The 26,468-nt window shown below is 36.4% G+C and carries 23 protein-coding genes; 20 read left to right on the forward strand and 3 right to left on the reverse strand.

What is annotated here, in order from left to right:
• Window positions 1–274: 274 nt before the first annotated feature.
• Window positions 275–2,155 (forward strand): collagen-binding domain-containing protein, encoded by a 1,881-nt coding sequence (locus tag FHL05_RS10085; RefSeq protein WP_153522602.1) that lies wholly within the window; start codon window positions 275–277, stop codon window positions 2,153–2,155.
• Between the two features lie 51 nt (window positions 2,156–2,206).
• Here the strand turns inward: FHL05_RS10085 and FHL05_RS10090 are convergent, their stop codons facing one another.
• A complete protein-coding gene (locus FHL05_RS10090; RefSeq protein WP_153522604.1) occupies window positions 2,207–3,280 on the reverse strand; it encodes an acyltransferase in 1,074 nt (357 codons plus the stop codon).
• Between the two features lie 111 nt (window positions 3,281–3,391).
• On the opposite strand from FHL05_RS10090, the gene FHL05_RS10095 reads away from it, so the two are divergent.
• Entirely contained in the window at window positions 3,392–4,057 is a 666-nt protein-coding gene (locus FHL05_RS10095; RefSeq protein WP_153385561.1) for a CPBP family glutamic-type intramembrane protease, read from the forward strand.
• A 363-nt stretch (window positions 4,058–4,420) separates the two neighbouring features.
• Here the strand turns inward: FHL05_RS10095 and helD are convergent, their stop codons facing one another.
• Window positions 4,421–6,694, reverse strand: coding sequence for an RNA polymerase recycling motor HelD (gene helD, locus FHL05_RS10100; protein WP_153522607.1), 2,274 nt, complete (start codon window positions 6,692–6,694; stop codon window positions 4,421–4,423).
• A gap of 314 nt (window positions 6,695–7,008) precedes the next feature.
• Here helD and trpS point away from each other — a divergent pair, with 314 nt between their 5' ends.
• From trpS to FHL05_RS10140, 8 genes are all read left to right on the forward strand, one after another.
• Window positions 7,009–8,025 carry a tryptophan--tRNA ligase gene (gene trpS / locus FHL05_RS10105; RefSeq protein ID WP_153522609.1) on the forward strand — a complete coding sequence of 339 codons (1,017 nt, stop codon included), beginning with the start codon at window positions 7,009–7,011 and terminating at the stop codon, window positions 8,023–8,025.
• 131 nt (window positions 8,026–8,156) lie between these two features.
• A complete protein-coding gene (locus FHL05_RS10110) occupies window positions 8,157–8,594 on the forward strand; it encodes a MarR family winged helix-turn-helix transcriptional regulator (protein WP_153385558.1) in 438 nt (145 codons plus the stop codon).
• Window positions 8,595–8,618: 24 nt separating this feature from the next.
• Window positions 8,619–10,127, forward strand: coding sequence for an MDR family MFS transporter (locus tag FHL05_RS10115; protein ID WP_153385557.1), 1,509 nt, complete (start codon window positions 8,619–8,621; stop codon window positions 10,125–10,127).
• Entirely contained in the window at window positions 10,127–10,858 is a 732-nt protein-coding gene (locus tag FHL05_RS10120) for a DUF4811 domain-containing protein (protein ID WP_153385556.1), read from the forward strand. The genes FHL05_RS10115 and FHL05_RS10120 overlap by 1 nt, the downstream gene beginning before the upstream one ends.
• Window positions 10,859–10,987: 129 nt before the next feature.
• Window positions 10,988–12,913 (forward strand): elongation factor G, encoded by a 1,926-nt coding sequence (locus FHL05_RS10125; RefSeq protein WP_153385555.1) that lies wholly within the window; start codon window positions 10,988–10,990, stop codon window positions 12,911–12,913.
• An 80-nt stretch (window positions 12,914–12,993) separates the two neighbouring features.
• Entirely contained in the window at window positions 12,994–13,638 is a 645-nt protein-coding gene (locus tag FHL05_RS10130) for an ABC transporter ATP-binding protein (protein ID WP_153385554.1), read from the forward strand.
• Window positions 13,631–14,404 carry an ABC transporter permease gene (locus tag FHL05_RS10135; protein ID WP_153385553.1) on the forward strand — a complete coding sequence of 258 codons (774 nt, stop codon included), beginning with the start codon at window positions 13,631–13,633 and terminating at the stop codon, window positions 14,402–14,404. Before FHL05_RS10130 ends, FHL05_RS10135 begins: the two co-directional genes overlap by 8 nt.
• Before the next feature lie 71 nt (window positions 14,405–14,475).
• A complete protein-coding gene (locus FHL05_RS10140; protein ID WP_153385552.1) occupies window positions 14,476–15,399 on the forward strand; it encodes a Ppx/GppA phosphatase family protein in 924 nt (307 codons plus the stop codon).
• Here FHL05_RS10140 and FHL05_RS10145 read toward each other — a convergent pair whose 3' ends face one another.
• The gene (locus tag FHL05_RS10145; RefSeq protein ID WP_153385551.1) at window positions 15,400–15,906 is read right to left on the reverse strand and encodes a YbhB/YbcL family Raf kinase inhibitor-like protein; all 507 of its coding nucleotides are present in this window, start codon (window positions 15,904–15,906) and stop codon (window positions 15,400–15,402) included. It lies immediately after the preceding gene.
• A gap of 31 nt (window positions 15,907–15,937) precedes the next feature.
• On the opposite strand from FHL05_RS10145, the gene FHL05_RS10150 reads away from it, so the two are divergent.
• The 10 genes from FHL05_RS10150 to FHL05_RS10195 all read left to right on the forward strand — a co-directional run bounded on the left by FHL05_RS10150 (window position 15,938) and on the right by FHL05_RS10195 (window position 25,728).
• Window positions 15,938–16,894 (forward strand): hypothetical protein, encoded by a 957-nt coding sequence (locus FHL05_RS10150; protein WP_153522611.1) that lies wholly within the window; start codon window positions 15,938–15,940, stop codon window positions 16,892–16,894.
• Between the two features lie 24 nt (window positions 16,895–16,918).
• Entirely contained in the window at window positions 16,919–17,620 is a 702-nt protein-coding gene (locus FHL05_RS10155; protein ID WP_162000283.1) for an NAD-dependent protein deacylase, read from the forward strand.
• Window positions 17,621–17,668: 48 nt separating this feature from the next.
• Window positions 17,669–19,687, forward strand: coding sequence for a methionine--tRNA ligase (gene metG, locus FHL05_RS10160; RefSeq protein WP_153385548.1), 2,019 nt, complete (start codon window positions 17,669–17,671; stop codon window positions 19,685–19,687).
• Window positions 19,687–20,448, forward strand: coding sequence for a TatD family hydrolase (locus tag FHL05_RS10165; RefSeq protein ID WP_153385547.1), 762 nt, complete (start codon window positions 19,687–19,689; stop codon window positions 20,446–20,448). Before metG ends, FHL05_RS10165 begins: the two co-directional genes overlap by 1 nt.
• A gap of 2 nt (window positions 20,449–20,450) precedes the next feature.
• Window positions 20,451–21,029, forward strand: a complete 579-nt coding sequence (rnmV, locus tag FHL05_RS10170; protein WP_153385546.1) for a ribonuclease M5 — start codon at window positions 20,451–20,453, stop codon at window positions 21,027–21,029.
• Window positions 21,016–21,897: a 16S rRNA (adenine(1518)-N(6)/adenine(1519)-N(6))-dimethyltransferase RsmA gene (rsmA, locus tag FHL05_RS10175; RefSeq protein ID WP_153385545.1), complete on the forward strand. Its 882-nt coding sequence runs from the start codon at window positions 21,016–21,018 to the stop codon at window positions 21,895–21,897. Before rnmV ends, rsmA begins: the two co-directional genes overlap by 14 nt.
• Window positions 21,898–21,972: 75 nt before the next feature.
• On the forward strand, window positions 21,973–22,248 hold the full coding sequence (locus FHL05_RS10180; RefSeq protein ID WP_153385544.1) for a Veg family protein: 276 nt from the start codon (window positions 21,973–21,975) through the stop codon (window positions 22,246–22,248).
• A 182-nt stretch (window positions 22,249–22,430) separates the two neighbouring features.
• Window positions 22,431–23,273, forward strand: a complete 843-nt coding sequence (gene purR, locus FHL05_RS10185) for a pur operon repressor (RefSeq protein WP_153385543.1) — start codon at window positions 22,431–22,433, stop codon at window positions 23,271–23,273.
• Between the two features lie 74 nt (window positions 23,274–23,347).
• Complete coding sequence (gene glmU, locus FHL05_RS10190) at window positions 23,348–24,736, forward strand: bifunctional UDP-N-acetylglucosamine diphosphorylase/glucosamine-1-phosphate N-acetyltransferase GlmU (protein ID WP_153385542.1); 1,389 nt, start codon at window positions 23,348–23,350, stop codon at window positions 24,734–24,736.
• A 14-nt stretch (window positions 24,737–24,750) separates the two neighbouring features.
• Window positions 24,751–25,728, forward strand: a complete 978-nt coding sequence (locus FHL05_RS10195) for a ribose-phosphate diphosphokinase (RefSeq protein ID WP_153522612.1) — start codon at window positions 24,751–24,753, stop codon at window positions 25,726–25,728.
• Window positions 25,729–26,468: the final 740 nt, after the last annotated feature.

A 26,468-nucleotide genomic window follows, 5' to 3' on the forward strand; every position in this document is an offset into this window, starting at 1 on the left:
GTCGAACATCTAAAGGGCATGAATGGTGTCCTTTTTTGGTGTTCTTAAATGGTTATTACTAATAAATGGTATACAAAAATAAAGTTGATGGCAAAATACCTATCAACTTTATTTATCGTACAGCCATTTATTTACTATTTGCTAACAATTTATTAATAAAAATGTAATTTGACATTAAAATTATTCAGCGTAATAATTTTCATAAATAATATTATTACCTGATTTATAACTAGATAATAATTATTCTAGATCGAAGAGGGAGATTTGGTTAATTATGTTTATGAAAAAGGGAAAAGAATGGGCTTTATCATGTGTTGCTGTGAGTGCTGCAGTTTTGATGGGGATGAGTAGCACCACCGTCCAAGCTGATACTACACAGGAAAACACTGTCAATAGTAATACGACGAATGCAGTTTCGACGGGAACTAATGGCACTGCAATAAGTAACGCTGCTTCAACTCAAAGCAGTTCTACTTATAATGATGCCAATCAAAATAATGCAACCCAAAATAATACGAAACAAGATGGTACAACTCAAAATAGTTTGCTTCAAACTAGATCAGCACAAAGTGCTACGACACAAAGCAGTGCAGCACAAAACGGTGCTGTAACGCAGTCAGTTAACAACGATGTTCAAGATGGCGGCAATGTCAGTGATGATTTTTCAAATGAGGATTCAAATCAACTTGGCTATGCTTCAAACTTCCATATCTTTGCTAATGAAGCAACCTTGAATGCTCATACGAATGGTAATATTGCTGTTGGTACTCTAAATGGTAATGTTAATTTCGGAACTAACATTCATGAAGGACATGTTGAAAAAGATATATCATATGTTCAAAATCATAATAATATTGCAAGTAGTTCCTTTGTTAATAAGAGTGAAAATAGAACTAACAAAGTTGTTTTTGGTGAAAATAATAATGTAGATGTTTCTAATCCTGATCGGACCAATGTTGATGGAACAAATATTGATCATTTGACTAAAGGTGAAACTTACCAAGATAAGAATGGCAATAAGTACATCGATTTTGATGAATACTTTAATTTTCTTGAAGGAAAATCTAATTCCTTATCAAATCAAGACCCTCAAGTAAGTATCACCAATAGCGATTTTCCTGACCAAAACCAACGTGTAATCAATTTGGAAGATTATGAACCTAATGCTAATAACCAAATTGTTATTAATCTTGACCGTGACGTTTTGACTTCAGGAACTCCTTTGACAATTGCTGGACTTTCAAAAGATTCTGGTGGGACTAATATCATCATCAACGTTGATACCAAGTGTGATGACCCTTATGATGTCACATCACAGATCAAATTGATTTATAACGATGGTACTGGTGTCGATAACGAAGAACGTCCTAACAAAGAAACTGAGTTCTTCGATGATAATCACTTGCTCTGGAACTTTTACAATAGTGAAGCTAGCGACAACTTGTACGATGGAACAGTTATCATTGATCGTCCATTCCAAGGCAGCGTTTTGGCTCCAAAAGCTACTGTAACAGTTAACCAAAACTTAGATGGTAATATCGTTGCCGATAAAGTTAACATCAACGCTGAAACTCACAGATGGGATTTCCAAGATGATTCAAACGTTGAAACTGAATTTGAAAAGCCAGTTCAAATCCCCGGTGAAGTACCCGATCAACCCGGTGAAGATGAAAATGATGGCGACAATATCGAGAATCCTGACGAAGAAGAAGTCGAAGAAGACATTGACCCAGATACTGGTGATTTAATTGAAGTTGACAGTGGTTCAGAAGGCGAAGATCCTAACGCTGGCGATGAAGACGAAAATGATAGTAACGAAAATGAAGGTACTGATGAAGATTCTGAAGACAGCACTGGTACTGAAGATAACAATTCAGAAGATAATTCTGGTTCAGAAGATAGTAATGGCGATGTAATTACTAATGGCAGTTCAGAAGGAACAAATCCAGATTTGGAAGCGGGACTTCTACCAGGAGTTGTTGGCAATAATAAGGATGAATCGCAAACACCATCTTCTTCCAACTCTGATGATGAAACTGGTTCATTGCCACAAACAGGTACTACAACTGGAATCTTAGCTACAATTGTTGGATTTATCATGGTAGCCTTTGGATTGATTTTGAAAGCTACTCGAATTACTAAAAAAGAAGATTAATTTAAAAAAATAGAACAACTAATTTTAAACGAATTAGTTGTTCTATTTTTTTTACTTTCTCTTATGCAAATTTCCTGTTAATAAGTAATTTAAGCCAGGTATTAAATTCAATATCCAGATGATAAAGATTGATAATATCAAAATAGCAAAGTAACGAATAAACGTTGCAATAATGCCTTGAATTGGTAAATGACTCATGAAAAATGGCTCAATGTACAAAATCAAAAGGTTATGAATCAAGTAAACTCCAAATACCAAGGGTGATAGGAATTCAAAAGTTTTAACCGTGAAATTATTTCTAATAGTGCTGCCCCATTTTTGTAGCAAAATGAAGGCGGGAACAGACATTATCGGGATGAAAATTGAGGTCACATAATAGCCATTATTGGCGTCGAAAATTTGAGGAACGGCTTCTGAGATAAAGTTTCCGGCAAATCCAAAAATCAAGAATACTAGAATTAACCACCAACTATTGGTTTTTTCAGCGTGCAGTCTAGTCAACACGTACCCCAGAATAAAGTAACCGGTGAAGCCACCGACTAAGAAGAAATTAGCGATGGGCGATAACTGTAAAATTGCTGCAAGATTTTTTGGCAACATGACTGCAATTGACGGCAGCAATGAACAAGTGACTAACCAAATTCCAGTTACATACAGCAACATTTCAGTTGTCGCATTTTGAACAAAGGTCTTGATAATTGGCGATAAAATATAGATTCCAATCAATGGATACATGAACCAAAGCGTTGGCGACGTTGGTTGGTGAAGCATGTTTTTAACTGATGTTAAAACGTTGTGCAACGATAATGAATGAACATAGATTCCTACGACGATTGGTGAAATAACAGACCAAAGCACGAAAGGAATGACAACGCGCGGAACCCTTTGTTTCCAAGTATAGCTAAGCGAAGTCGTCTTCTTACTGTTAAGCAGAAGCGTTCCGGAAATCATAAAGAAAAGCGGGACACTAATGTGGGCAAAATAATTCAAAATTTTGGTTATCTGCCATTGACCAGTACCAATATTTTTAGTCGTGTCAATGGCTGATGCATGAATGAAAATAACCAAGAGAATAGCAATAACACGTATAAAATCTAAATAGAAGATGCGTTGTTTTTTACTCATTAATAATTCCTCCACGAATACTCTATTAATAATAGTGGAAAACGGAATGAAAATGAAGTATTCTCGTATGATATAATGACAAAGTAAAATTATTGATTGGAAGAGTTTATTATGCGCGTAGGAGAATCTCCAGGTACGGATTTTGTTAGATATATAATTTGGATTGTATTTTCTATCGTTACCCTAATGTTAAAAAACAATGCTGCAACGCAAAAGGGATTGAATGTCCCGATAGTTATAGCTTTCTTCGTTGTAGGTATTTTTACCTTATTTCTAATGATTAGAAAATATTATCGAGAAGAGAAAACCTTTGCGGACCCAGCAGACGGCTTTGCTTATTCCTTGATATCAAATGCTGGATTAGTTAGTTTGATGATTATTTTGGTATGTTTATTGAGAATCATGGTCAGCTACTTGCAAGTAACTGGTAAAATACCAAGTTTTGAAAATGATGACGTAATTAGTTCAGACCAAAAAGTATTCGTCTTCAATATGATAGCTAACGTGTTAGTAATCTCAGTACAACAACAACTAGTACAAACAGGCTTCTTCTTTAATTATTTCTTTAGAAAAAGTTCCTCATACAGTGCAGTAATGGGAATTATCTTAAGTGGAATCGTCGGAGGCTTAATCAGCTTACCAGGATCACTAATTCAATTCTTAATGATGATGGCTCTAGGTTGGTGTTATGCCTTGACTTACTTGTACACAAAGAATGAAAAGATAGCCATTTTTGTAGGAATGGTAAGTGCAGTTGTGGGAACTATTATAATATAGAGAGTGGAGCAAGCCCGCTTAGACACCGAGGATTAAGGCAAATATCTCAGTTGGCTGCGAAGCAGGCAGCAGAGATATTAGTCTTAACCGGAAGTGTCTGGCTTGCGCAACTCGTTTAAAAATCAGAGAGTGGAGATAGGGCGTTCAGCCCACGAGGACTAAGACAATTTCACAAATGGCTTGCGTATTTTGCAAGTGATTGGTGAAATAGGCTTAGCCGCAATGGGTTGCCCTATCGTAACTCGTTTCCACTATAAAGCAGAAAAGCAAAAGCAATAAAGCAGAAAATAAAACCCCAAAAAAAGAGTCCCAATCGAAACACCCAACAAAAAAGGTGTTACCATTGGAACTCTTTTAAAATACTTATTTTTCGCTAATCAAACGAGAAGATTCATCCGCCAACAAAGGTGAAATATCTTTATCAACGCATAAAATCAAATCATGCATTGCCCGTGTGCAAATAGTGTATAAAACATCGATACTACGTTCATCAGGATAATTTTCCTTAGAAACATCATGAGCAACAACTGCATCGAATTCCAGTCCCTTGGCCAAGTAAATTGGCAAAATTAAAATTCCCTTAGGAATAGAACGGAAATCGGCATCGACTAACGTCACAATGGATTCATCGCTAAAGTGTGTATAAACTTGTTCAGCTTGTGATTCATTACGGGTCAAAATTGCTACGGTCTCATATTTTTGGTTCAATTTCTTAGCTGTCTCTTTTAGGCCTTCATAATAGTCGTCATCATCGAATATTTTAATGACTGGGTCTTCGCCTTGTCTGGAAAAGGCCTTAACATCTTCGCCATTTGGCAACAATTTTTTGGCAAAGTTAGTGATTTCCGCAGTGGAACGATAACTTTGATTCAAGGTAATCGTTGTAGTCTTTTTATTCTTGAATAATTCATTAACTTCAGTGACTAAATCGTTTCGACGATAAGAACTAGTTAAAACGTCTTGAGCTCGATCACCTAATAAAGTCATTTTGGCATTAGGGAATGAGTGAGCGATGTATTTTAATTGAGCCATCGTATAATCTTGAACTTCATCGATAAAGATATGTTGAATAGCATGATTGATGCCACTCTCTGTCACTAAATCACGTAGATATAAGATTGCGACTGAATCGCTCAAGTTTAGTTTGTGAGTTTCAATTTGGTCATCGATTGATTCAATCATTGTTTGCCAAACACTGTCAGAAACTAAAGTTTGATCCATTTGATTCAATAGATATAAGTATTCTTTATAAGGATTGAAGAAATAATTGTTGATTAAAGCGTTGTAAATTGGAGCATAACGGTCACGTAAAAATTCTTCAGCAATGATTTCACGTTGATTAGTTGATTCTTCAATGTTGTGGTCCGTGATGATTTGTTGGAAATCTTCATCAGAGAGATTATCGATTTCATCTTGGACCCAATCCTCATTGCGGTCTTCGTGAATTCGTTTTTGAAGACGTTTGATTAAAGCATTCTTCGTTCTTAAGAAACGATCAGGAATGTGATAGGCGTGATTGACATGGTCATAAATATCGGAAATCTCTTCTTTAGTAAAGAAAGGCTTGCCCTCAAAAATCACATCCTCAAAGTCCAAAGTGTGATTAGGATTGTCATTTTCCAGTTGTTCCAATTTATCCAAGAAAGCACCGCTTTCCTTGTATAAACGAATCTTGATGGTCGTTTCGGGCAGGTTGCGTTCATCTTTTTCGTAACGTTCGAATAAAGTTTCAACTTGGACTCCAGTTAAGCGCAACGAAATAAATTCATTGAGCGTGACTTGACGCATATTGCGCTCGCCTAAACTTGGTAGGACTTCAGAAATATAATTGCTGAAAAGCTTATTAGGCGAGAATAAGACGATGTTGTCAGCAGTCATCGTCGAACGGCTGTGATATAGCAAATATGCTACACGTTGCAAGATAGCAGAAGTCTTTCCGGAACCGGCAACTCCTTGTACCAGAAGGATATCGGAGCGGGTGTCACGAATGATGGTATTTTGTTCATGCTGAATTGTCGCAACAATATTTTTCATATATTCGTCGCTGTATTCGCCAAGGACAGATTGCAAGATTTCATCGCCGACAGTTTCATTGGTATCGAACATATTTTTAATTTTATTGTTGATGATTTGAAATTGACGTTTCTTCTGCAGATCAACTTCAGCTGTGCCATTAGGAGTTTTATAGTGAACCTTTCCGAGGACGCCATTGTAGTAAATCCCAGAAATAGGAGCTCGCCAATCGTAAATCAAGAATTCGCCATCGTCATCTTGAAGTGTCGAAGTTCCTATATAAAGAGTATCTTTTTGTCCATCTTCAACGATATCGATTCTTCCAAAGTAAGGCGATCCTTGAAGATTTTCTAGCTTGAGTTTATTAGAATTTAAAATATTTTCATTTTCAACAGCCAAATAGACCAATTGTTTTTGTTGTTGAACGGAAGCGTTAGTTTCCATTTGGTCATCGACTTCAGTAGTATTGACCTTAGTGTTTTCGCCGTAATTACGTTCAATTCGATTTGTTTCTTGGTGTGCTTGAGCAATGCTTTGGTCAACTCGATCGATTTTTTTATCGATTTTTTTAGCAACTGAGTCGACTCTTTGTTGTTCTTCAGCTTTTGATTGATTAATCGTCATTAAAAACTACCTCTCGTTGACAATTTGTCGTTTTTTAACTATGCTAATAGCAATTAGAGTACATTAAATCATAGTCATTTTTGAGTACTAATTCAAGTAAGTTGGTTCAGAGAATAACTTCACGGCTGAAAAAGTTATCGACCTTGTCTTAGGAAATGGGAACGGTCAGTCACCTTATAACTAAGAGTGGTAGAGTTATTCTACAAGACAGGTGGCACCACGTGCAAGCGTCCCGTTGTATTAATCTTTTTAATATGACGGAACGCTTTTTTTGTTTAAAAATGAATAGGATTTGATAAATTCAGGAGGAAAATATGAAAACAAATACAATTTTAACCGGCGATCGTCCTACCGGCAGACTTCACATTGGACATTATTTAGGTTCCTTGAAGAATCGTGTTAAATTACAAAATGAGGGTAAATACAAGATGTTTATCATGATTGCTGATATGCAAGCATTCACTGATAACGCTCGTAACCCCGAAAAGGTTCGTAACAGTTTGATTCAAGTGGCTCTAGATTACCTTTCTGTTGGTATCGACCCAAGTAAAACTAATATTTTAGTTCAATCACAAATTTCCGCATTGAATGAATTAACAATGTATTATCTTGATCTTGTATCTGTTTCCCGTTTGGAAAGAAATCCGACCGTTAAATCAGAAATCAAACAAAAGCAATTCGGACAAAGTATCCCGGCAGGATTCTTAACTTATCCAGTTAGCCAAGCAGCTGATATTACAGCATTTAAAGCTGATACAGTCCCAGTTGGCGATGACCAAGAACCAATGATCGAACAAACTCGTGAAATCGTTAGAACCTTCAATAACACTTATAACGTCGATACATTAGTTGAACCCAAGGGCGTTTTCCCACCAAAGGGTCAAGGCAGACTTCCTGGTATCGATGGCAATGCTAAGATGAGCAAGTCATTGGGCAATTGTATTTACTTGTCAGATTCAGCTGATGAAGTTACGAAGAAAGTTATGTCCATGTACACCGACCCAGATCATATTCACGTACAAGATCCTGGTAAAATTGAAGGAAATACTGTCTTCACTTACCTTGATGCTTTTGCGACTGATACGCAAAAAGTAGCTGAACTCAAAGAACAATATCAAGCTGGTGGTCTTGGGGATGTCAAAGTAAAACGTTACTTGAATGATGTTTTACAAGAAATTCTTGAACCCATCCGTAATCGTCGTGCTGAATACGAAAAAGATATTCCTGGCGTTTACGATATTCTTAAAAAAGGTAGCGATGCCGCAAATTTGGTTGCTAACCAAACTTTATCTGAAGTAAGAAAAGCCATCGGTGTTAACTACTTTGACTAATTTCTGAAAAAATGAAAGACGTTTTCATGAAAATATGTTATGCATAACTCTTGATTTCTTCAAGAGTTGGGTATAACATATTTTTTGTTCTAAAAAAGAAAAAGTTTTTTTGTAAAAAATGAGGTTGAGGTATGGACGAATATAATTTAATTGGTTTTGTCATGAAATACATGACATTGAACAAGAGAATTGCAGCAAAATATTTACGGAATGAACATCTGAATGCTTTTGAAAGTGTTTTGCTGACAATCGTCTACCGAGAAAAGCAATATAGTCAAGACAAAATCGGTGAGAAGACTTTGTTTGATGGTGCTAGTATTGCTCGCTCATTAAAAAAACTTGAAGATCGCGGATTTATAACCCGAGAGGCGGATCCAAACAATGGCCGGAAGAAGATTGTTTATATCACTAGCGATGGGGAGAAACTTTATGAGCAAATTAGTGAGGCTTTTCATGATATAAATGATACAGTCTTTGACGGTATAACTTCTGAAGAACAGAAACAACTGGAAAATGTTTTGTCGAAACTCTACAAGAATTTAGACAAGATTGAAATATTTTCCAAATAAATAGAGAAGAGGATTTTTATTATTATGGCAAATAATGATAAAGGAATATTGGATGCCCACGGGAAACCATTTAACCGTAATCTTTTGGTTTTGGTTCTTCTAGTAGGTACTTTTTGTACGGTCTTAAACGGTACAATTTTGACAACAGCATTCCCAACATTGATGAAAGAATTCAATGTTACGACTTCAGATGTTCAGTGGTTGACGACTGGATTTCTATTAGTTAACGGAATTATGATTCCTGTTACTGCTTGGTTAAGTAACAACTTTAGTACAAAAATTTTGTATATTATCGCAATGTCGACTTTCTTAGTCGGAACGATTATGTGTTTCACAGCTCCAACATTTTGGATGATCTTAGCAGGTCGTTTGATTCAAGCCGTTGGTGTTGGTATCACAATGCCACTTATGCAGATGGTTATGCTTTCAGTCTTTCCACCTAACAAACGTGGTGCTGCCATGGGTCTTGGTGGATTAGTTATTGGACTTGCTCCTGCTATCGGACCTACACTTTCAGGTTTTATCATTGATAACTTTACATGGAGAGATCTTTTCGGGATGATCATTCCTATCGTTGTTATCGTTTTGATTTTAGCCTTTATTTTCATGCGTCCAGTTATTCAAACGCATCGTTCAAAACTAGATGTTTTGTCCTTGATTGAATCAACAGTTGGATTTGGTGCTATTTTATATGGTTTCTCATCTGTTGGTAATGACGGTTGGGGTTCAGCAACTGTTATCGTTTCAATCATTGTCGGAATAATTTTCATTGTATTATTTGGTTTTCGTCAATTACACATGGAAACTCCATTCTTGGAATTACGTGTTTTCAAAGAAAAGAAATTTGCTACTGCCGCAGCCTTGTCATCAGTTACTAACATGGCCATGATCGGTGTTGAAATGGTTCTACCACTTTATCTACAAATCGTTAAAGGGATGTCAGCATTCCACTCAGGTTTAACTTTGCTACCTGGTGCTTTGATGATGGGTATTATGAGTCCAATCACAGGTAATGCCTTTGATAAGTTTGGACCAAAAGATTTGGTACGTATGGGTATGTTCTTGTTAACTGCTGGTACGATTCCATTCTTCTTCCTAACACAAGAAACACCTGTTATCGATATCGTAATTCTTTACATGATTCGTATGTTTGGTATTTCAATGGTTATGATGCCTGCTACTACTGATGGTATGAATGCTTTGCCATTCGACTTGATGAGTCACGGTACAGCCGTTAATAATACTGTTAGACAAGTCTTCAGTTCAATGGGTACTGCTATTTTGATCAGTGTCTTGACTAACGTTACAAATAACGTTCAACCTTCAAAGACTATGCTTTCTCAAGCACCTTTGAAGTATCAAGATAACTTTATGAGTGCTACTTTGTCCGGATATCACGCAGCCTTTGCTGTTGCCGTCTTATTCTGTTTAATCGGTTTTGCTATCAGTTTCACAGTTACAAACCGTAAGAAGTCTAATCAAGATGTTGATATGGCTCAACTAAAGAATACAAAATTGGCAGGTGAAGAATAATGATAATTATTTCCATTATAATTTTTGCAGTTCTAGGTTATTACTTCGCTGTCTTTTTGAAGAATAAAAAAGTTGGTTACACTTTATCATTGATTTCCATCGTTTTATTCATTTGTAGTTTGGTTCTTTTGATTTCCAATGAACACAATCATCTGGGTATGGAACAAAAGACTGACCAAAAAGTTTACCAAGTTCAATCAGTTCAAAAGGGTTCAAATCTGCTTTTGAGAAAAGATTTAGGTACTAGCGGCAAAGAAAATGTTTACGTTTATCGTACTCCAGAAACTGCTAATGCTAAGAAACCTAAGACTACTAAAGCCGATCTTGACGTAAAAAATGTTGTTAAAACTGGTAATTATGATAATGCCACTTTAACTCAGAAGACGACTCGTTGGGTCTATAAGAATGGCTTCTACTCATTCTTGTTTGGTATTGAAGGCAACAATAAAGAATTTATCAAGCAAACTAATACTTTCAAAGTTGGCAATGACTGGCTAGTACTTTCAACCACTCAAGCAAAACAACTTCAAAAGAAAATGAAGAGTAAGTCATTCAAGAAACAAATGAAACAAGAAGGGGAAGCTTACGTTAAAAAGGCAATCGCCGGAGCAATGCAAGCAAATCCACAAATGACTTCAGCTCAACAAAAGAAAGTTGCTAAACAAGCACAAAAAGACTTTCAAGCTGAGGCACAAGCTAAGTTAGTTAAAGAAATTCAAAATCAAAAATAATTAATTAAGCGTAAAAACTAATCCTAGTGGCCGTTTTGGTTACTAGGATTTTTTTATGCAAGAAATTAGTTAGTTTCTGTTAATCTATAATAGATTGAATAAATTAGATAAAAAATTGAGGAGGAAAATATGAAGCAGATTGTGACGGGAATCGTAGCTCACGTTGATGCCGGTAAGACGACGCTTTCGGAAGCTTTGTTATACGAAGCGGGCGGTTTGAGAAAGTTAGGCCGTGTCGACAAAGGTAGTGCTTTTTTAGATTCGGACGATTTAGAGAAAAAACGTGGCATTACGATTTTTTCCCATCAAGCTAACCTCCAGTATCAAGATTTTAAAATGACGCTGTTAGATACCCCAGGACACGTGGACTTTGCGACACAAACTGAGCAAGTTTTGAGTGTTTTAGATTATGCCATTCTAGTTATTTCCGCAACAGATGGCATCCAAGGCTATACCAGAACTTTGTGGCATTTGTTGCAGCAATATCAAATACCGACCTTTATTTTTATCAATAAGACCGATGCTTTAGGCGTCGATAAGAAAAAAGTTCTAAAGCAATTGCAGACGGAACTATCTGGTGGCTGTATTGCTTTTGGAACAATTTCCAGCGAAACCTATGAAGAGATTGCGATGCAAGATGATACTGTCTTAGAACAATTTTTGGAGTCAGAGACAGTTTCAAAAGAAACCATTTTAAAAATGATTCAAGAGCGTCAAGTTTTCCCATGTTACTTTGGATCAGCTTTGAAATTATCAGGTATAACTGAATTCTTGGACGGGTTCAAAGAGTGGACTAAGGAGCGTTCTTTTGCAAGTGAATTTGGCGCTCGAGTTTTCAAAGTGTCACACGATGAGGGTGAGAGATTAACTTGGGTCAGAGTTCTTGGGGGAACTTTGCACAACAAGTCCGTCTTGTTAAATGATGAGAAGGCTAATCAATTACGGGTCTACAATGGTTCTAAATTTGAATTACGACAAGAAATTCCAGCTGGTGGAGTTTGTGCAATTACAGGCTTAGATTCAGCCCATCCCGGGATGGGATTAGGTCAAGTGAACGATGTTTTGAAGCCAACCATTCAACCAGTTTTAAATTACTCATTGAATCCAAATGGCAATGATATCCATGCTTGTTTAAATGCTTTAAAACAATTGGAAGAAGAAGACCCACAATTGCATGTCACGTGGTCCAATCATCTCCAAGAAATCCATGTTCAAATCATGGGTGAAGTTCAATTAGAAGTTTTGCAACAAATTTTAGAGCAACGTTTTGATTTAAAGGTAGATTTTGATCAGGGGAATGTCCTTTATAAAGAAACCATTACTGAAGAAATTGAAGGGGTAGGACATTTTGAACCTTTACGTCACTACGCTGAAGTCCATCTTTTAATGCAACCAGCACCTAGAGGCAGCGGCTTAACTTATGATTCCCAGTTGAGTTTAGATATTATGCCGCAAAATTGGCAACACCAAATCCAAACGAGTTTCTTTGCTAAAGAACATTTGGGAGTTTTAACAGGTTCACCAATCACTGATATGAAAATAACTTTAGTTAATGGCAAAGGTAGTATCGTTCATTCTGTTGGTGGCGATTTTCGTGAAGCTACTTGGCGAGCAATCAGGCAAGGCTTGATGATGGCAAAACAAGAAGATGCTTGTCAGTTGTTAGAGCCATGGTATCGGTTCCGTTTGGAGATTCCACAGGAACAAGTCGGTAAAGCGATGAATGATATTCAAAAAATGGATGGCAAATTTGATGCTCCTCAAATAAATGACAGCAATAGTTTGACGCTGCTCAGTGGAGTTGCTCCAGTTTCATCGATGCAAGGTTATGCTAAAGAGGTCAGTGCCTATACTCATGGGCAAGGCAATTTAGAATGTATCGTTGACGGATATCGACCTTGTCACAACGAAGCAGAAGTTGTTGAAAAAAGGCAGTATCAACCAGTTTCTGATCTTGAAAACACGCCCGACTCAGTCTTTTGTGCACATGGAGCCGGTTATCCGGTGGCTTGGGATAAAGTTCCTGGTACTATGCATTTGCCTTATTCAAAATAAAAAAGTTTTTCTAAGCTAATTACTAGTATTTCGATATAATTGCACGGATAATTATTAATTGAAGAATAGGGGGTGTAAGTATGGAAAAAATATTCGAAGTACGCAACCTTTTTTATCAAGTTGGTGATACTAAGATTTTAAAAGACATTAATCTAGATATAAAAAAGGGCCAATACTTAACAGTTGTTGGCCCTTCAGGTAGTGGTAAAAGTACTTTGATGAGAATTTTGGCATCAATGTTAAGCTCCACTTCTGGAGAAGTTAAATTCGATGGCGAACCAATTGAAACTTATGAGCCGATTCAATATCGACAACGTGTTTCTTATGCCTTTCAGCAACCAACTTTATTTGGAAAAACAGTTCGAGACAACTTAAAATTTCCTTTCGAAGTTAGAAAAAAAGAGTTCGATGAATCAAAAGCCATTGAGTATTTACAAATGGTCAATTTGAGTGCCGATTATATCGATAAGAGCGTCAATGATGTTTCTGGTGGTGAAAAACAGCGGGTGGCTTTATTGCGCAATCTCTTGTTTCCACCGGAAGTCTTGATAACTGATGAAGTAACAGCCGGTTTGGATGCTGAAAATAAAGATATCGTTCATAAAATATTGAGTGAATTCAATCAACAAGGCTTAACTATTCTGCGTGTGACCCATGATGAATCAGAAATTGAAGACTCTGTGGATAAGATAAAAATCAGGAATGGGGAGATTGAAGATGACTAACTTAACAGTTTCTAATTCGACTTTAGCTTTAGGATTCGTTTTAGTTTTAGTAGCGCTAGTCATTGGCTACATTGAAAAATTACATATTAATAAAGATATTTTGGTTGGAGTAGTTCGAGCAATCATCCAGTTGTCAGTAGTTGGATACATTTTGAAGTTCGTTATCAAGGCCAACGATAACTGGCTGACTTTTGCCTGCTTCGTTATCATCGTTATCAATGCCTCGTGGAATGCAGGTAAGCGTGGCAATGGAATTCCAAAGGCTTTTCAGTCGTCATTATTAGCGATTTTTATCGGAACGACGATTACTTTAGGAACCTTAGTTTTGACTGGTTCAATCAAGTTTGTGCCTGAACAAGTCGTACCTGTCACGGGAATGATTGCCAGCAATATTATGGTGGCAATTGGTCTATGCTATCGTAATATGATGCAAACTTTTTCTGATCGTCATCAACAAGTCTTGGAGAAATTAGCTTTGGGCGCTGATATTAAAATGGCGTCACTCGATATTTTACAAGATAGTATTAAAAGTGGAATGCAACCGACAATCGATTCAATTAAGACGTTAGGCTTGGTTAGTTTACCGGGAATGATGTCAGGGTTGATTTTTGCTGGAGTTGACCCAGTTAAGGCGATTAAATATCAAATTATGGTCACATTTATGCTGTTAGCTTCGACAGGAATTGGTTCAATAATTTCTTGTTATTTGGGATATAAACAATTCTTTAATGATAGAAAACAGTTAAATAATGAACTAATTTCGTAGCTTTCTTCAAATAGACCTACTATGTGGGTCTGTTTTTTTATATAATTGGTACAATGGGATGTGATGTAAATTTGAAGTTAGCAGTTATCGAAATCGGATCTAACTCCATTAGAACATCAGTGTATAAGTCTTCAAAAAGAAATCGTTTTAAAACTTTGGATCGTTGGCGAGAGCCTATTAGATTAGGTAAATCGATTGCTCAGAGTCGATTATTGACTAACGATCAGATTGAAGAAACAATTGATGTTCTAAAGAAATTTCAAGATAGAATTGACAGATACCACGTGAATCGTATCAGTTTGATTGCAACGGCAGCAGTAAGAATGGCCAAGAATCAAGAGCAACTGATTTTTGCCGTTTTAAAAGAGACTGGCTTGCAATTAAAAATAATCAATGAAGAAGAAGAAGCTTACTTTGATTATGTTGCTGTTAGAAGCACGATGCGAATCAAAGATGCCTTGATTGTCGATGTTGGTGGCGGAAGCAGCGAAATCAGTTTGGCAAAAAAAGGTCGCCTAAAACATGGCCTCAGTATACCGATTGGTGCCATTTCAATTTCTGACTTGTATTTAGCGAGTGATCCAATCAAAAAAAATCAGTTACAAAAAGCAAGAAACGATATTAATCGTCGCTTAGAAGACTTGCACTGGATGAGTTCTCAAGCCACTTTTGTAGGACTAGGAGGAACTCTTCGAGCCGTCACTAGTATTTTGAATCGTGAAGGTAAGAATAAAAAAACTTTGCATAATTCTGTTATTTCGTGCGATCAAGTCAATGAGTTATTTGATCAATTAATTCATGCTTCGTTAGAAGAACGGAGTCAAATCAAGGAATTAAGCGATGGCAGATACGAAGTTATTTTAGGTGGTATTTTAATCATCTCGGAAATTATTAAAAAAACCCCCTCTAAGGAAATTCGTTTTTCGAACTTCGGCGTTAGAGAAGGTTATGTTTTTGATTATTTTCATAAAATGAATCTTCAGGATCGAGAATAACTAAGCTCGACTTGGAAGAATCTTCTTAGCACGAGCTAAAATGTGTCCTTCCATCTTGTGCAGTAATTCATTCATCCAATAACCATTTTCCAAATCAAGATTGTCATCCAAAGCAAACACGTGTAAAACATAATCATGTGTTTGGTCTGGTGGATTAGGTCCATTGTAACCGATGGCCAAGTCTTTAGTGTCATCTAGTAATGGACTAGCAGAACTGTTCTTTCCTTGAACTACAGGACTTGTTGCAGTTTGACTAAAGTTTTCAGGAATACTTACTTGAGAACTTGGAATATTAGCTGCAGTCCAGTGAATCCATTCAAAACCACAAACGGGGATTGAATCAGGATCAGTAAAGGTCAAAGCAATAGTCTTTGCGTCTGCTGGAATATCTGATAACTTTATTGGGAAACTGATCGTTGGTTTCCCATTTTTTATGTTTTCAGCAGGAGCGTATTTACCATATTTATCTGGTAGTAAATTGTTTGGTAAATCAACATTTATTTCCATACAAAAATCTCCTTTATATGAGGTGTTAATAATGAAACAATTAAATAGTAATGAACTATCCAACCATATTGTAGAACAGGTCGAAAAGATTGAACAACAATATAATAAAAAGATTGAACTATATTCTGACTATAAGGATCAAGACTTTTTAACGCTTGATCAAGCCAGTCATGAAATAAAAGACGATATTATTAAAGTCGTTATTACCAATGAAAAATTCAGCGATTTCGTTCTATCGCACGAATTGCACCATATTGAACTGGAATTGTCTGATGAACCAAGTATCTCATGTGCTGTTACTTCTGGTAAGCCAGATAATGATGGTCGTATTCTAGCTATCGCTAATTCGGTTTTTGAAACTTTAGAACATGTCATCGTTGCTAAACGCCAGCAAGAAGACGGTACTTATACAGATGAAATTAAAACTGAATATTTGAAGGGGGTTGAATCTGCCCTCCATCCCAATGTAGAATTAGACCTTGCTAACATGCGTTTTTATCGAACATTAATTATGTTTGACGGTATTATCTTTGGTGAACACAGTCGTGACGATGATTGGAAGAATGAATTTCCAACATCTTTCAAGTATGCAAGTAAATTAGTTGAGATTGCGGAGGGAAATGATTTAACCGTTCCATTCCAATTTAGACGTGCTTTGGTTAACGGCTTAGATGAATATAATGAAATTATTCTTTCTAATGGTTATGAGGGCTTGCACTGTCATGAATTCTTGAATATCACGCCAATCGTTTCGAAACGTCAATTGCGTTTGTCCTTGAATCAAGTTTTTCAAATCAAACATTCTGCCTTTAAGAATCGTGCCACAGGTAGAGATGCTTTTGCTTTGATAGCTATCAATGATGGTCAAAGCGTGGCTACTTTGAATTTAGACCCTAAGAAAGTAACCCCAGAATTTTACAAAGCTTTTTATCAATACAAAATTGAAGAAGTGTTTGAAAAAGAGGGTATCAAATACTTGATCAGATAGAGGGTAATATGAATGTCCGATAAAATCGAAGAGTTAAAAGAATTGTTAGCACAAGCTAAGTTTGTGACTTTTCTAACTGGTGCTGGCGTATCCGTGCCATCAGGAATTCCTGATTATCGTTCAAAAAATGGACTCTATAAAAGAAAGAAATACAACTTTCCACCTGAATACATGTTGAGTCACGACAATTTAGTTGAACATCCCGATGTTTTTCATGATTTCGTGGTTCAAAATATGTACTTTCCAGATGCCAAGCCTAATATCATTCATCAAAAGATGGCTGAAATCAGCAATCAAAAAGGTGCAATCGTAACCCAAAATGTTGATAAGTTGCACACTAAAGCTGGAGCTAAGAATGTCGTGGAATTCCATGGCAATTTATACGATAATATTCATTGCTTAACTTGTGGCAAAGAGTTTCCTTATCAAACTTACTTAAAAGATTTCAGACATCATGAAGATAATGGTATCATTCGTCCTGGGACAACCGTCCTTTATGGCGAAAACATTAATCCGGTTAACTTCCAAAATGCTGCTCTAATGGTTCAAAAAGCTGACCTATTAGTTGTAGTTGGAACCAGCTTCAAAGTATATCCATTTGCAGGATTGCTTGAATATAGTTCTTCTAAAGCTAAGTTAGTAGTCATTAATAAGGAAGATTTAAACATTGATTCATCAATCTTAGCAATTGATGACGATGCAACGAACGTTTTTTCACAAATATAAAAAAATGCTATACTTAATATCAATTTGAGAGCGGTGGAGGCTAATATATTGACTCAAAACAAAAAGACTTTTTACATAACAACGCCCATTTATTATCCATCAGGTAAATTAACAATTGGGAATTCATATACTACGATTGCAGCGGACACTTTGGCTCGTTACAAGCGTAATGAAGGCTATGACGTTTTCTTCTTAACAGGAACTGACGAACATGGTCTAAAAATCGAACAAAAAGCCGAAGAAAAACACATGCAACCACAGGAATACGTGGACATGATGGCTAAAGGCATCAAAGAACTATGGAAGAAACTAGATATTTCAAATGATAAATTCATCAGAACAACTGACGAATATCACGTTAAGGCAGTTCAAAGAATTATTGAACGCTTAATTAAACAAGGCGATATTTATCTAGGCGAATATTCAGGCTGGTATTCAGTTGATGATGAAGAATACTTCACTGAATCCCAACTAGCTGAAGTATTCCATGATGATAATGGCAAAGTTATTGGTGGTAAGGCTCCTTCAGGACACGAAGTCCAATTAGTTAAAGAGCCATGCTACTTCTTTAAGATGAGTAAATATGCTGATCGTTTGTTGCAATATTACAAGGACAATCCAACCTTCATCGAACCAGAAATTCGTAAAAATGAAATGATCAATAACTTTATCAAACCAGGTCTTGAAGACTTGGCTATTTCACGAACAAGTTTTAACTGGGGTGTAAAAATCCCTAGCAATCCTGAACACGTTGTCTACGTTTGGGTCGATGCTTTGTTGAACTATATTACAGCCCTCGGCTATGAAAGCGACGACGATTCACTCTTCAAGAAGTACTGGCCAGCTAATGTTCAATTCGTTGGTAAGGAAATCGTTCGTTTCCACACTATTTATTGGCCAATTATTTTGATGGCTCTAGGAATTGATTTGCCTAAGCAAGTCTTTGGTCACGGCTGGTTATTGATGAAAGACGGAAAGATGTCTAAATCAAAGGGTAATGTCGTTTATCCAGAAATGTTAGTTTCTCGATACGGTCTAGATTCACTTCGTTACTACTTAATGCGTGCAATGCCATTTGGCAATGATGGGGTCTTCACTCCAGAAGATTATATCGACAAAATCAATTATGATTTAGCTAATGACCTTGGAAATCTTTTGAACAGAACAGTTTCAATGATTAACAAGTATGATGATGGCAAGATTGTTTCAATTGAAACGGTCACAGATTTAGATAAAAATCTTGAACAAGCTTACTCTGATACTTTGGCTGATTATCGTACGCATATGGACAAATTTGAATTCCCTGAAGCACTTGCTAGCGTTTGGTCATTTATCGGTCGTGCCAATAAATATATCGATGAGACACAACCTTGGGTTCTTGCAAAAGATGATGCTAAAAAAGCTGAATTACAAGCTGTCTTGGGTCATTTAGCAGAATCATTACGTTTGATTGCACTTTTGATCAGTCCGGTTATGACGCAAGCTCCAGTGAAGATGTTTAGCCAATTGGGCCTTGATTATGATAATGACAAGTCGCTTGATTTTGGCGATACAGTTGTTGGTAAAACTGTCACTGCTAAACCAGAACCAATCTTCCCACGTCTTGATGCGAAAGAAGAAATTGATTACATCAAAGGCAAAATGGCTGAAGAGCAAGCTAAGCATGGTGCTGGCAAGTTGAGTAAATCAGCACAGGCTAAGGCAAAAGCTCAAGCAGATAACGATGATGACTTCCCTAAGGAAATCGAATTCGACGACTTTGCCAAAGTTAAGATGGTCGTAACAGAAATCTTGGACGTGAAACCAGTAGAAAATTCCAACAAGTTATTGCAATTCAAACTGGATGATGGTTCAGGAGTCGATCGTCAAATTCTTTCAGGGATGCACAAATTCTATCCTAATTACAAAGAATTGATTGGTAAAAAAGTCTTGGCTGTCGTTAACCTCAAGCCACGTCGTATGGTTGGCGAATGGAGCAATGGCATGTTGTTATCCACTGAAAAAGGTGACGAAGTTAAACTTGCAATCGTTGACGATTCACATAAAAATGGAGCAATTTTAGGATAATGAAAATATTTGATACGCACACGCATTTAAATGACAAAGCGTTTGCTGGCAAAACACAACAGTTTATCGACAATGCTAAGGAATTAGATGTCGTGGAAATGGCAATCATTGGGTCGAATGAAGAATTCAACATTGAAGCCATTCGTCTAGCTCAAAATTATCAACCATTGCACGCTGTTGTCGGTTGGCATCCTGAATTTTCTGAAGAATACAACGAAGAACAATTAGTTAACCAAATAAAGTTGCCCGAAGTTGTTGGAATCGGAGAAATCGGCTTGGATTATCATTTTGAAGAGGACCCTGATCCTAAGATTCAACAAAAAGTTTTGATTCAACAATTAGACATTGCTAAACAATACAACATGCCTGTTTCAATCCATTGTCGTGACGCCTTTCCTGACATGTATCAGATTTTAAAAAATCATGACTTGTCAAAATCAGGTATCATCATGCACAGTTTCAATGGGGATGAAAAATGGCTCAATAAGTTCTTAGATTTAGGATTGTGGATATCATATAGTGGAGTCGTTTCATTTAAGAATGCTCCTGAAGTCCACGATTCTGCTAAAAAGACGCCATTAGATCGTTTATTAGTGGAAACTGATGCACCATATTTGACCCCTGAACCTTATCGAGGTCATTCCAATCAACCGGCTTATACGAGATATGTGGTCGATGCGATTGCTAAATATAAAGACATTGCACCCAGTGAAGTTGCTGAACATACTTTCAACAATGCTCACCAAGTGTATAATCTATAATTATGACAAAAATAAAAGAGATTATTGTAGTTGAGGGCAAGTCGGATACGAATCGTTTAAAAGATTGTTTCGGCGATGATGTTGATACGATTGAAACGACTGGGTCAGCTCTTAACGAAAAGACGATTAAGCAAATAAAAATTGCTCAAAAAAAACGGGGCGTAATTATTTTTACTGACCCCGATTTTAATGGAAATAGATTAAGAACAATCATTCAAAAAGCAGTTCCCGATGCTAAACAAGCTTTTCTTCCGCGAAGTAAAGCAGTTCCTAAACATAGCGATGGCAGTTTAGGAATCGAACATGCCAGAGATGAGGATATCAAAGCTGCTTTAAAGGCCGTCTATACAGCCAGCAGCAGCGATTTTCAAAAGTATGATCATGCAGATATGGTCAACTTAGGTCTTGTAGGCGAAGCCGATTCGCAACAGAAACGATTGTTCGTTGGTTCAGAATTAAAGATTGGTTATACTAATGCTAAGCAGTTTTTAAATCGACTAAATATGTTTCAAGTAGCACCTAAAGATTTGGTAGCTGCGGTTAAAAATTTTGATGAAGGAAGTACTCATGACACAAAATAGATTAAGTATTGCTGATCCTATTCGCACAAATGATATTATGCGTAAGTACAAATTACGTGCAAAGAAAAGTTTAGGACAAAATTTCTTAACCAATGAAAAAGTTTTAGACGATATTGTCGATGCTAGTGGTTTAAAAAAAGATGAAATAGCAATTGAAATTGGACCAGGAATCGGAGCATTAACTGAAAAGTTAGCTGAGGTTTCTGAGAAAGTTTTTGCTTTTGAAATCGACGAATCATTGATGCCAGTTTTAGCAGATACCTTGCAATATTACGATAATATTGAAGTTATCAATCAAGATATCTTAAAAGTTGACTTAGATGAGTTCGTTAAGGAAAAACATTTAGAGGGCAAAACAATTAAAGTCGTTGCTAACTTGCCTTATTACATTACGACACCAATCATGTTGAATTTGATCAATAGCGATTATCCATTCCAATCATTAGTTTTGATGATGCAAAAAGAGGTAGCTCAAAGGGTTACCGCTAATCCGGGGCATCGTGAATATGGCTCATTGACCATAGCAGTGCAAACGCAAATGAAGGCTAGAATCGACCGAATCGTTGGAAAAAATTCGTTTATTCCTCGACCTAAAGTTGATTCGGCGGTTGCAGTTTTAGACCGTTTGCCAAAAGATCAAATCGGTATCGAAGATCCTGAATTCTTCAATAAATTAGTTCGTTCTTCTTTCATGCAAAAGCGTAAAAGTTTAATGAACAATTTATTGAACTGGCTTGGTCGAACTGATGAAAATCGTGAAAGAATAAAAGATGTTTTTGAAAAATGTGGTATTGCTGAGAATGCCCGTGGCGAACAAGTTTCCATCGAACAATTTAAGCAGATGGCTGTTGAATTCAACAAAAAATAGATTACAGTTGTATTATATTGTTGAAATTTTCAATAAAACGTGGTAAAATTTCATTCCTAAGGAGTGATTATTATAATGCCAACATCATTGAAGACAATTAAGAGTCGTTTGGATTCACACTTAGGTGAGAATTTGACTATTGTTGCACAAGCAGGTCGTAAAAAGGTTGTTCGTCGTCGAGGAACTTTGTCAGAAACATTCCATTCAGTTTTTGTCGTAGATTTAGATCAAAATGAAAATTCATTTGAAAGAGTTTCTTACAGCTATGCTGATTTATTAACAAAATCAATTGATATCCATTTCGATAGTGAAGAACCAGCTGACACCGATGTTGAAGCTGAAACTGAATAATAAGAGTTCACTAGTAAAGGGTTTGAACAAATAGTTCAACCCTTTTTTTGCGTGTGAGGGAAAAAACTACCAGAAAAATTATAAAGTTAAGAGATTGATACGATTTCATTTGAAAAAAACATGAATTGTTCATTGTTTTGCTTTATAATTTTGTAGGAAGATATGTTTTAGGAGAAAAAAAGATGAAAACACGAAGAAGCGAACGTTTGATTGACATGACTCGCTATTTATTGGAGCGACCACACACCTTGATTTCATTGGCATTTTTTGCTGATCGTTACGAATCGGCCAAGTCGTCAATTTCTGAGGATTTAGGAATTCTACGGAGAACTTTTATGATCAGAGGGATCGGAGTTTTGGAGACTCTGCCAGGAGCAGGTGGTGGAGTTATCTTTACACCGGGGATTTCAAAAAAGGAAGCTACTGAATTTGTTGAGGAAACATCTAAAAGATTGGTTGAACCTAATCGAATCTTGCCAGGTGGCTATTTGTATTTGACTGATTTATTGGCTGATCCTGAGTTATTGAGAACTGTTGGTCGAATGATTGCTACACAATATTCACAAAGTTCAATTGATGTCGTTATGACGGTGGCTACTAAGGGTATACCAATTGCTCAAAGCGTGGCCAATTTCTTGAATATTCCCTTTGTTATCGTTCGTCGCGATTCTAAGATTACTGAAGGTTCGACCATTAGCGTCAACTATGCTTCAGGCTCTTCAGATCGTGTTGAAAAAATGGAATTATCAAAACGTAGTTTGGATGAAGGCTCACGAGTATTAGTTGTCGATGACTTCATGAAAGGCGGTGGCACTATCAATGGCTTGCAAAGTTTGATTTCTGAATTCAATGCCATTTTTGTTGGTGCAACTGTTTTTGCTGAGAATATTAATATTAATAGTCAATTTAGTGATGCCGAAATTACTTCGATTTTTAAAGTAACTAAAATTGATACAAAGAACCGAATTTTAAATGTTGAACCAGGTAATTATTTAACTAATACCGATTTCAGCTATTTTGAATAAATTCTTGATTGAGCAGTCATATATAATAATGCTATTATATATAAGGATATTTGAATGACTGAAGGGAGTTTCTGATGTCGAATCGTTATGTAATAATTCTTGCAGCTGGAAAAGGTACAAGAATGAAATCCAGATTGTACAAGGTATTGCATCCAGTAGCTGGAAAAGCTATGGTTGATCACGTTCTAACTCAAGTAGAAAAAATTAAACCAGACTTAGTCGAAACTATTATTGGTAATGGCGCAGATAAAGTTAAGGATTTGCTTGGCGACAGAACTAATTATGCTTTGCAATCTGAACAGTTAGGTACAGGTCATGCTGTATTACAAGCTGAAAAAGATTTAGGTAACAAAGAAGGTATAACATTAGTTGTTACTGGTGATACACCATTGTTCACTGCTGATACTTTTGAAAAATTATTGGACTATCATGAAAAAGAAGAAGCAGCGGTAACTATTTTGACAGCTCATGCGCAAAATCCATTTGGTTACGGTCGTATCGTCCGTGACGGCAATGGTAATGTCGAAAGAATCGTTGAACAAAAAGACGCTTCACGAAGCGAACAAGAAATTCAGGAAATTAATACTGGTGTCTTGTGCTTCGATAATCAATTGTTATTTGAAAACTTGCACAAAGTTAATAATGACAACGCTCAAGGTGAATATTACTTACCAGATGTAATCTCACTATTAAAGGAACAAGGTAAGAAAGTTTCAGCTTATCAAATGGCTGACTTAAGCGAATCATTAGGTGTTAATGACCGCGTTGCTTTGTCTCAAGCTGAAAAACTTATGCAAAGAAGAATCAATGAAGCGCACATGCGTGACGGCGTTACAATTGTTGATCCTGACAATACTTACATCGACGTGGATGTAAAAATTGGCAACGATACCGTCATTGAGCCAAATGTAAAGATTTTTGGCAAGACTTCAATTGGTTCTGAATGTGTTATTGGATCAGGTTCTCGTATTTCTGATTCTGAAATTCAGGATAATGTTGAAGTTATCAGTTCCACAATTGAAAGCGCCGTTATGCACAAGGGTAGCAATATCGGTCCTAATTCTCATTTGAGACCTAAGGCTGAAATTGGTCGCGATGTGCATGTTGGTAACTTTTGTGAAATTAAAAATGCTAAAATCGGTGATAGAACTAAAGTAGGTCACTTGACTTATGTTGGCGATGCTACTTTAGGTACTGATATCAACGTTGGCTGTGGAGTTGTCTTTGTCAACTATGATGGTGTGAAGAAGTGGCATTCTACGATTGGCGACCACTCATTTATCGGTAGCAATTCAAATATTATTGCTCCTGTTGAAATGGCTGACCACTCATTTATTGCTGCGGGTTCAACTATTACAAAGGATATTCCTAAGCATGCAATGGCGATTGCACGTCAAAGACAAACTAACAAAGAAGATTTTTGGAACAGATTACCATTATCAAATAGTGAAGAATGGAAATAAGGGTGAATAATTAAATGTCATATCAAAATAACGAACGACCAATGAAGATTTTTGCATTGAATTCTAACAAACCTTTAGCAGAAAAAATTGCTAAGGAAGTCGGAGTACCACTTGGTAAATCATCAGTTACACGTTTCAGTGATGGTGAAATCCAAATCAATATCGAAGAAAGTATCCGTGGTTCTGAAGTATTCTTGATTCAATCAACTTCAGCTCCAGTTAACGATAACTTGATGGAATTATTGATTATGGTTGATGCTTTAAGAAGAGCTTCAGCTAATGTTATCAATGTTGTAATTCCATATTATGGATATGCAAGACAAGACCGTAAATCACGTTCACGTGAACCTATTACAGCTAAATTAGTTGCTAATATGTTAGAACGTGCCGGAGTTGACCGTGTCCTTGCCTTGGATCTTCACGCTGCACAAATCCAAGGATTCTTTGATATTCCAGTTGATCACTTGATGGGTGCTCCATTATTAGCTGATTACTTCTTAACAAATCATCTAGAAGATGACGCTGTTGTTGTATCACCTGATCATGGTGGTGTTACACGTGCTAGAAAACTTGCTGAATTTTTGAAGACGCCAATTGCTATTATTGATAAGAGAAGACCACGTGCAAACGTAGCCGAAGTTATGAATATTATTGGTAGTGTTAAAGGCAAACGTGCCATTATCATCGATGATATGATCGATACTGCCGGTACAATTTCATTAGCATCTCAAGCACTTATCGACGCCGGAGCAACTGAAGTTTATGCATGTTGTACACACGCAATCCTATCAGGTCCAGCTATCGAAAGAATCGAAGCCTCACCAATCAAGACCTTAGTAGTAACTGATTCAATCAATCTACCTAAGGAAAAGATTATGGATAAGATGGTTCAAGTATCAGTAGGACCACTTATTGGAGAAGCTATTAAACGTGTTCACGACAACGAACCAGTTAGTCCATTGTTTAATACAAGATTTGAAAATAAGAAATAATAAACCAGAGAGCGAAACAGGAGCGGTCAGCTACCGGAGCCTAAGACAATTTCACGAATTGCTCGCGTACTTTGCGAGTGATTTGGGAAATAGCCTTAGGTGCAGGTAGTTGCCCCTGTGTAGCTCGTTTCCACTATAAAAATAGAACGCGTAGGTTATAAAACTACCAAAAGAGAGAAAACTCCTTTATCAGAGTTTTCTCTCTTTTAATTTATAAAATTTTGAACAATTGAATTTGTATTCAAACAACAACTAAATTCTAAAAAATATTACTTTTGATTATTATGAATTAATTAAATCAGAATAATTATTACCTTTGAAAAGTTCACAATGGCTATAAGAGAAATTTAAAATAAACCAGTATCATTCACCGGCATTTAACTTTATATGGCCACAAAACTGATATGAGACCTTATTAAAGGGTGAATAGGATATGAGTATTGTTATCAGACGATAAATATCTTATTTAAAGTAAATCATCAAGACAATGAGGACCATATGTAGGTCTAATAAACTGATTATTTAAAGATGTACTTGATAATAAATAAAAAATAACAAAAAAAACTGCTGATTCATCCTCGAGTCAGCAGTTTTGGCTGTACGATAAATAAAGGGCTCTTTGTCAAATCGTATTGATGAATGATTTTTGAGCTTATTAAGTACCCTCATTGAGGGTACTTTTTTTATGCGCAAATCAATCTTATTCTCTTAATAAAATGGTCAAGATTTCTAAATCCATA

The organism is Companilactobacillus halodurans (assembly GCF_009600995.1).
In the GTDB taxonomy this organism is placed as follows: Bacteria; Bacillota; Bacilli; order Lactobacillales; family Lactobacillaceae; genus Companilactobacillus; species Companilactobacillus halodurans.

Excerpts from the sequence above, each read along its gene's own strand:
- FHL05_RS10085 (WP_153522602.1), top strand. The coding sequence starts at position 275 with ATGTTTATGAAAAAGGGAAAAGAATGGGCTTTATCATGTGTTGCTGTG.
- FHL05_RS10090 (WP_153522604.1), bottom strand. The coding sequence starts at position 3,280 with ATGAGTAAAAAACAACGCATCTTCTATTTAGATTTTATACGTGTTATT.
- FHL05_RS10095 (WP_153385561.1), top strand. The coding sequence starts at position 3,392 with ATGCGCGTAGGAGAATCTCCAGGTACGGATTTTGTTAGATATATAATT.
- helD (WP_153522607.1), bottom strand. The coding sequence starts at position 6,694 with ATGACGATTAATCAATCAAAAGCTGAAGAACAACAAAGAGTCGACTCA.
- trpS (WP_153522609.1), top strand. The coding sequence starts at position 7,009 with ATGAAAACAAATACAATTTTAACCGGCGATCGTCCTACCGGCAGACTT.
- FHL05_RS10110 (WP_153385558.1), top strand. The coding sequence starts at position 8,157 with ATGGACGAATATAATTTAATTGGTTTTGTCATGAAATACATGACATTG.
- FHL05_RS10115 (WP_153385557.1), top strand. The coding sequence starts at position 8,619 with ATGGCAAATAATGATAAAGGAATATTGGATGCCCACGGGAAACCATTT.
- FHL05_RS10120 (WP_153385556.1), top strand. The coding sequence starts at position 10,127 with ATGATAATTATTTCCATTATAATTTTTGCAGTTCTAGGTTATTACTTC.
- FHL05_RS10125 (WP_153385555.1), top strand. The coding sequence starts at position 10,988 with ATGAAGCAGATTGTGACGGGAATCGTAGCTCACGTTGATGCCGGTAAG.
- FHL05_RS10130 (WP_153385554.1), top strand. The coding sequence starts at position 12,994 with ATGGAAAAAATATTCGAAGTACGCAACCTTTTTTATCAAGTTGGTGAT.
- FHL05_RS10135 (WP_153385553.1), top strand. The coding sequence starts at position 13,631 with ATGACTAACTTAACAGTTTCTAATTCGACTTTAGCTTTAGGATTCGTT.
- FHL05_RS10145 (WP_153385551.1), bottom strand. The coding sequence starts at position 15,906 with ATGGAAATAAATGTTGATTTACCAAACAATTTACTACCAGATAAATAT.
- FHL05_RS10150 (WP_153522611.1), top strand. The coding sequence starts at position 15,938 with ATGAAACAATTAAATAGTAATGAACTATCCAACCATATTGTAGAACAG.
- FHL05_RS10165 (WP_153385547.1), top strand. The coding sequence starts at position 19,687 with ATGAAAATATTTGATACGCACACGCATTTAAATGACAAAGCGTTTGCT.
- rnmV (WP_153385546.1), top strand. The coding sequence starts at position 20,451 with ATGACAAAAATAAAAGAGATTATTGTAGTTGAGGGCAAGTCGGATACG.
- rsmA (WP_153385545.1), top strand. The coding sequence starts at position 21,016 with ATGACACAAAATAGATTAAGTATTGCTGATCCTATTCGCACAAATGAT.
- FHL05_RS10180 (WP_153385544.1), top strand. The coding sequence starts at position 21,973 with ATGCCAACATCATTGAAGACAATTAAGAGTCGTTTGGATTCACACTTA.
- purR (WP_153385543.1), top strand. The coding sequence starts at position 22,431 with ATGAAAACACGAAGAAGCGAACGTTTGATTGACATGACTCGCTATTTA.
- glmU (WP_153385542.1), top strand. The coding sequence starts at position 23,348 with ATGTCGAATCGTTATGTAATAATTCTTGCAGCTGGAAAAGGTACAAGA.
- FHL05_RS10195 (WP_153522612.1), top strand. The coding sequence starts at position 24,751 with ATGTCATATCAAAATAACGAACGACCAATGAAGATTTTTGCATTGAAT.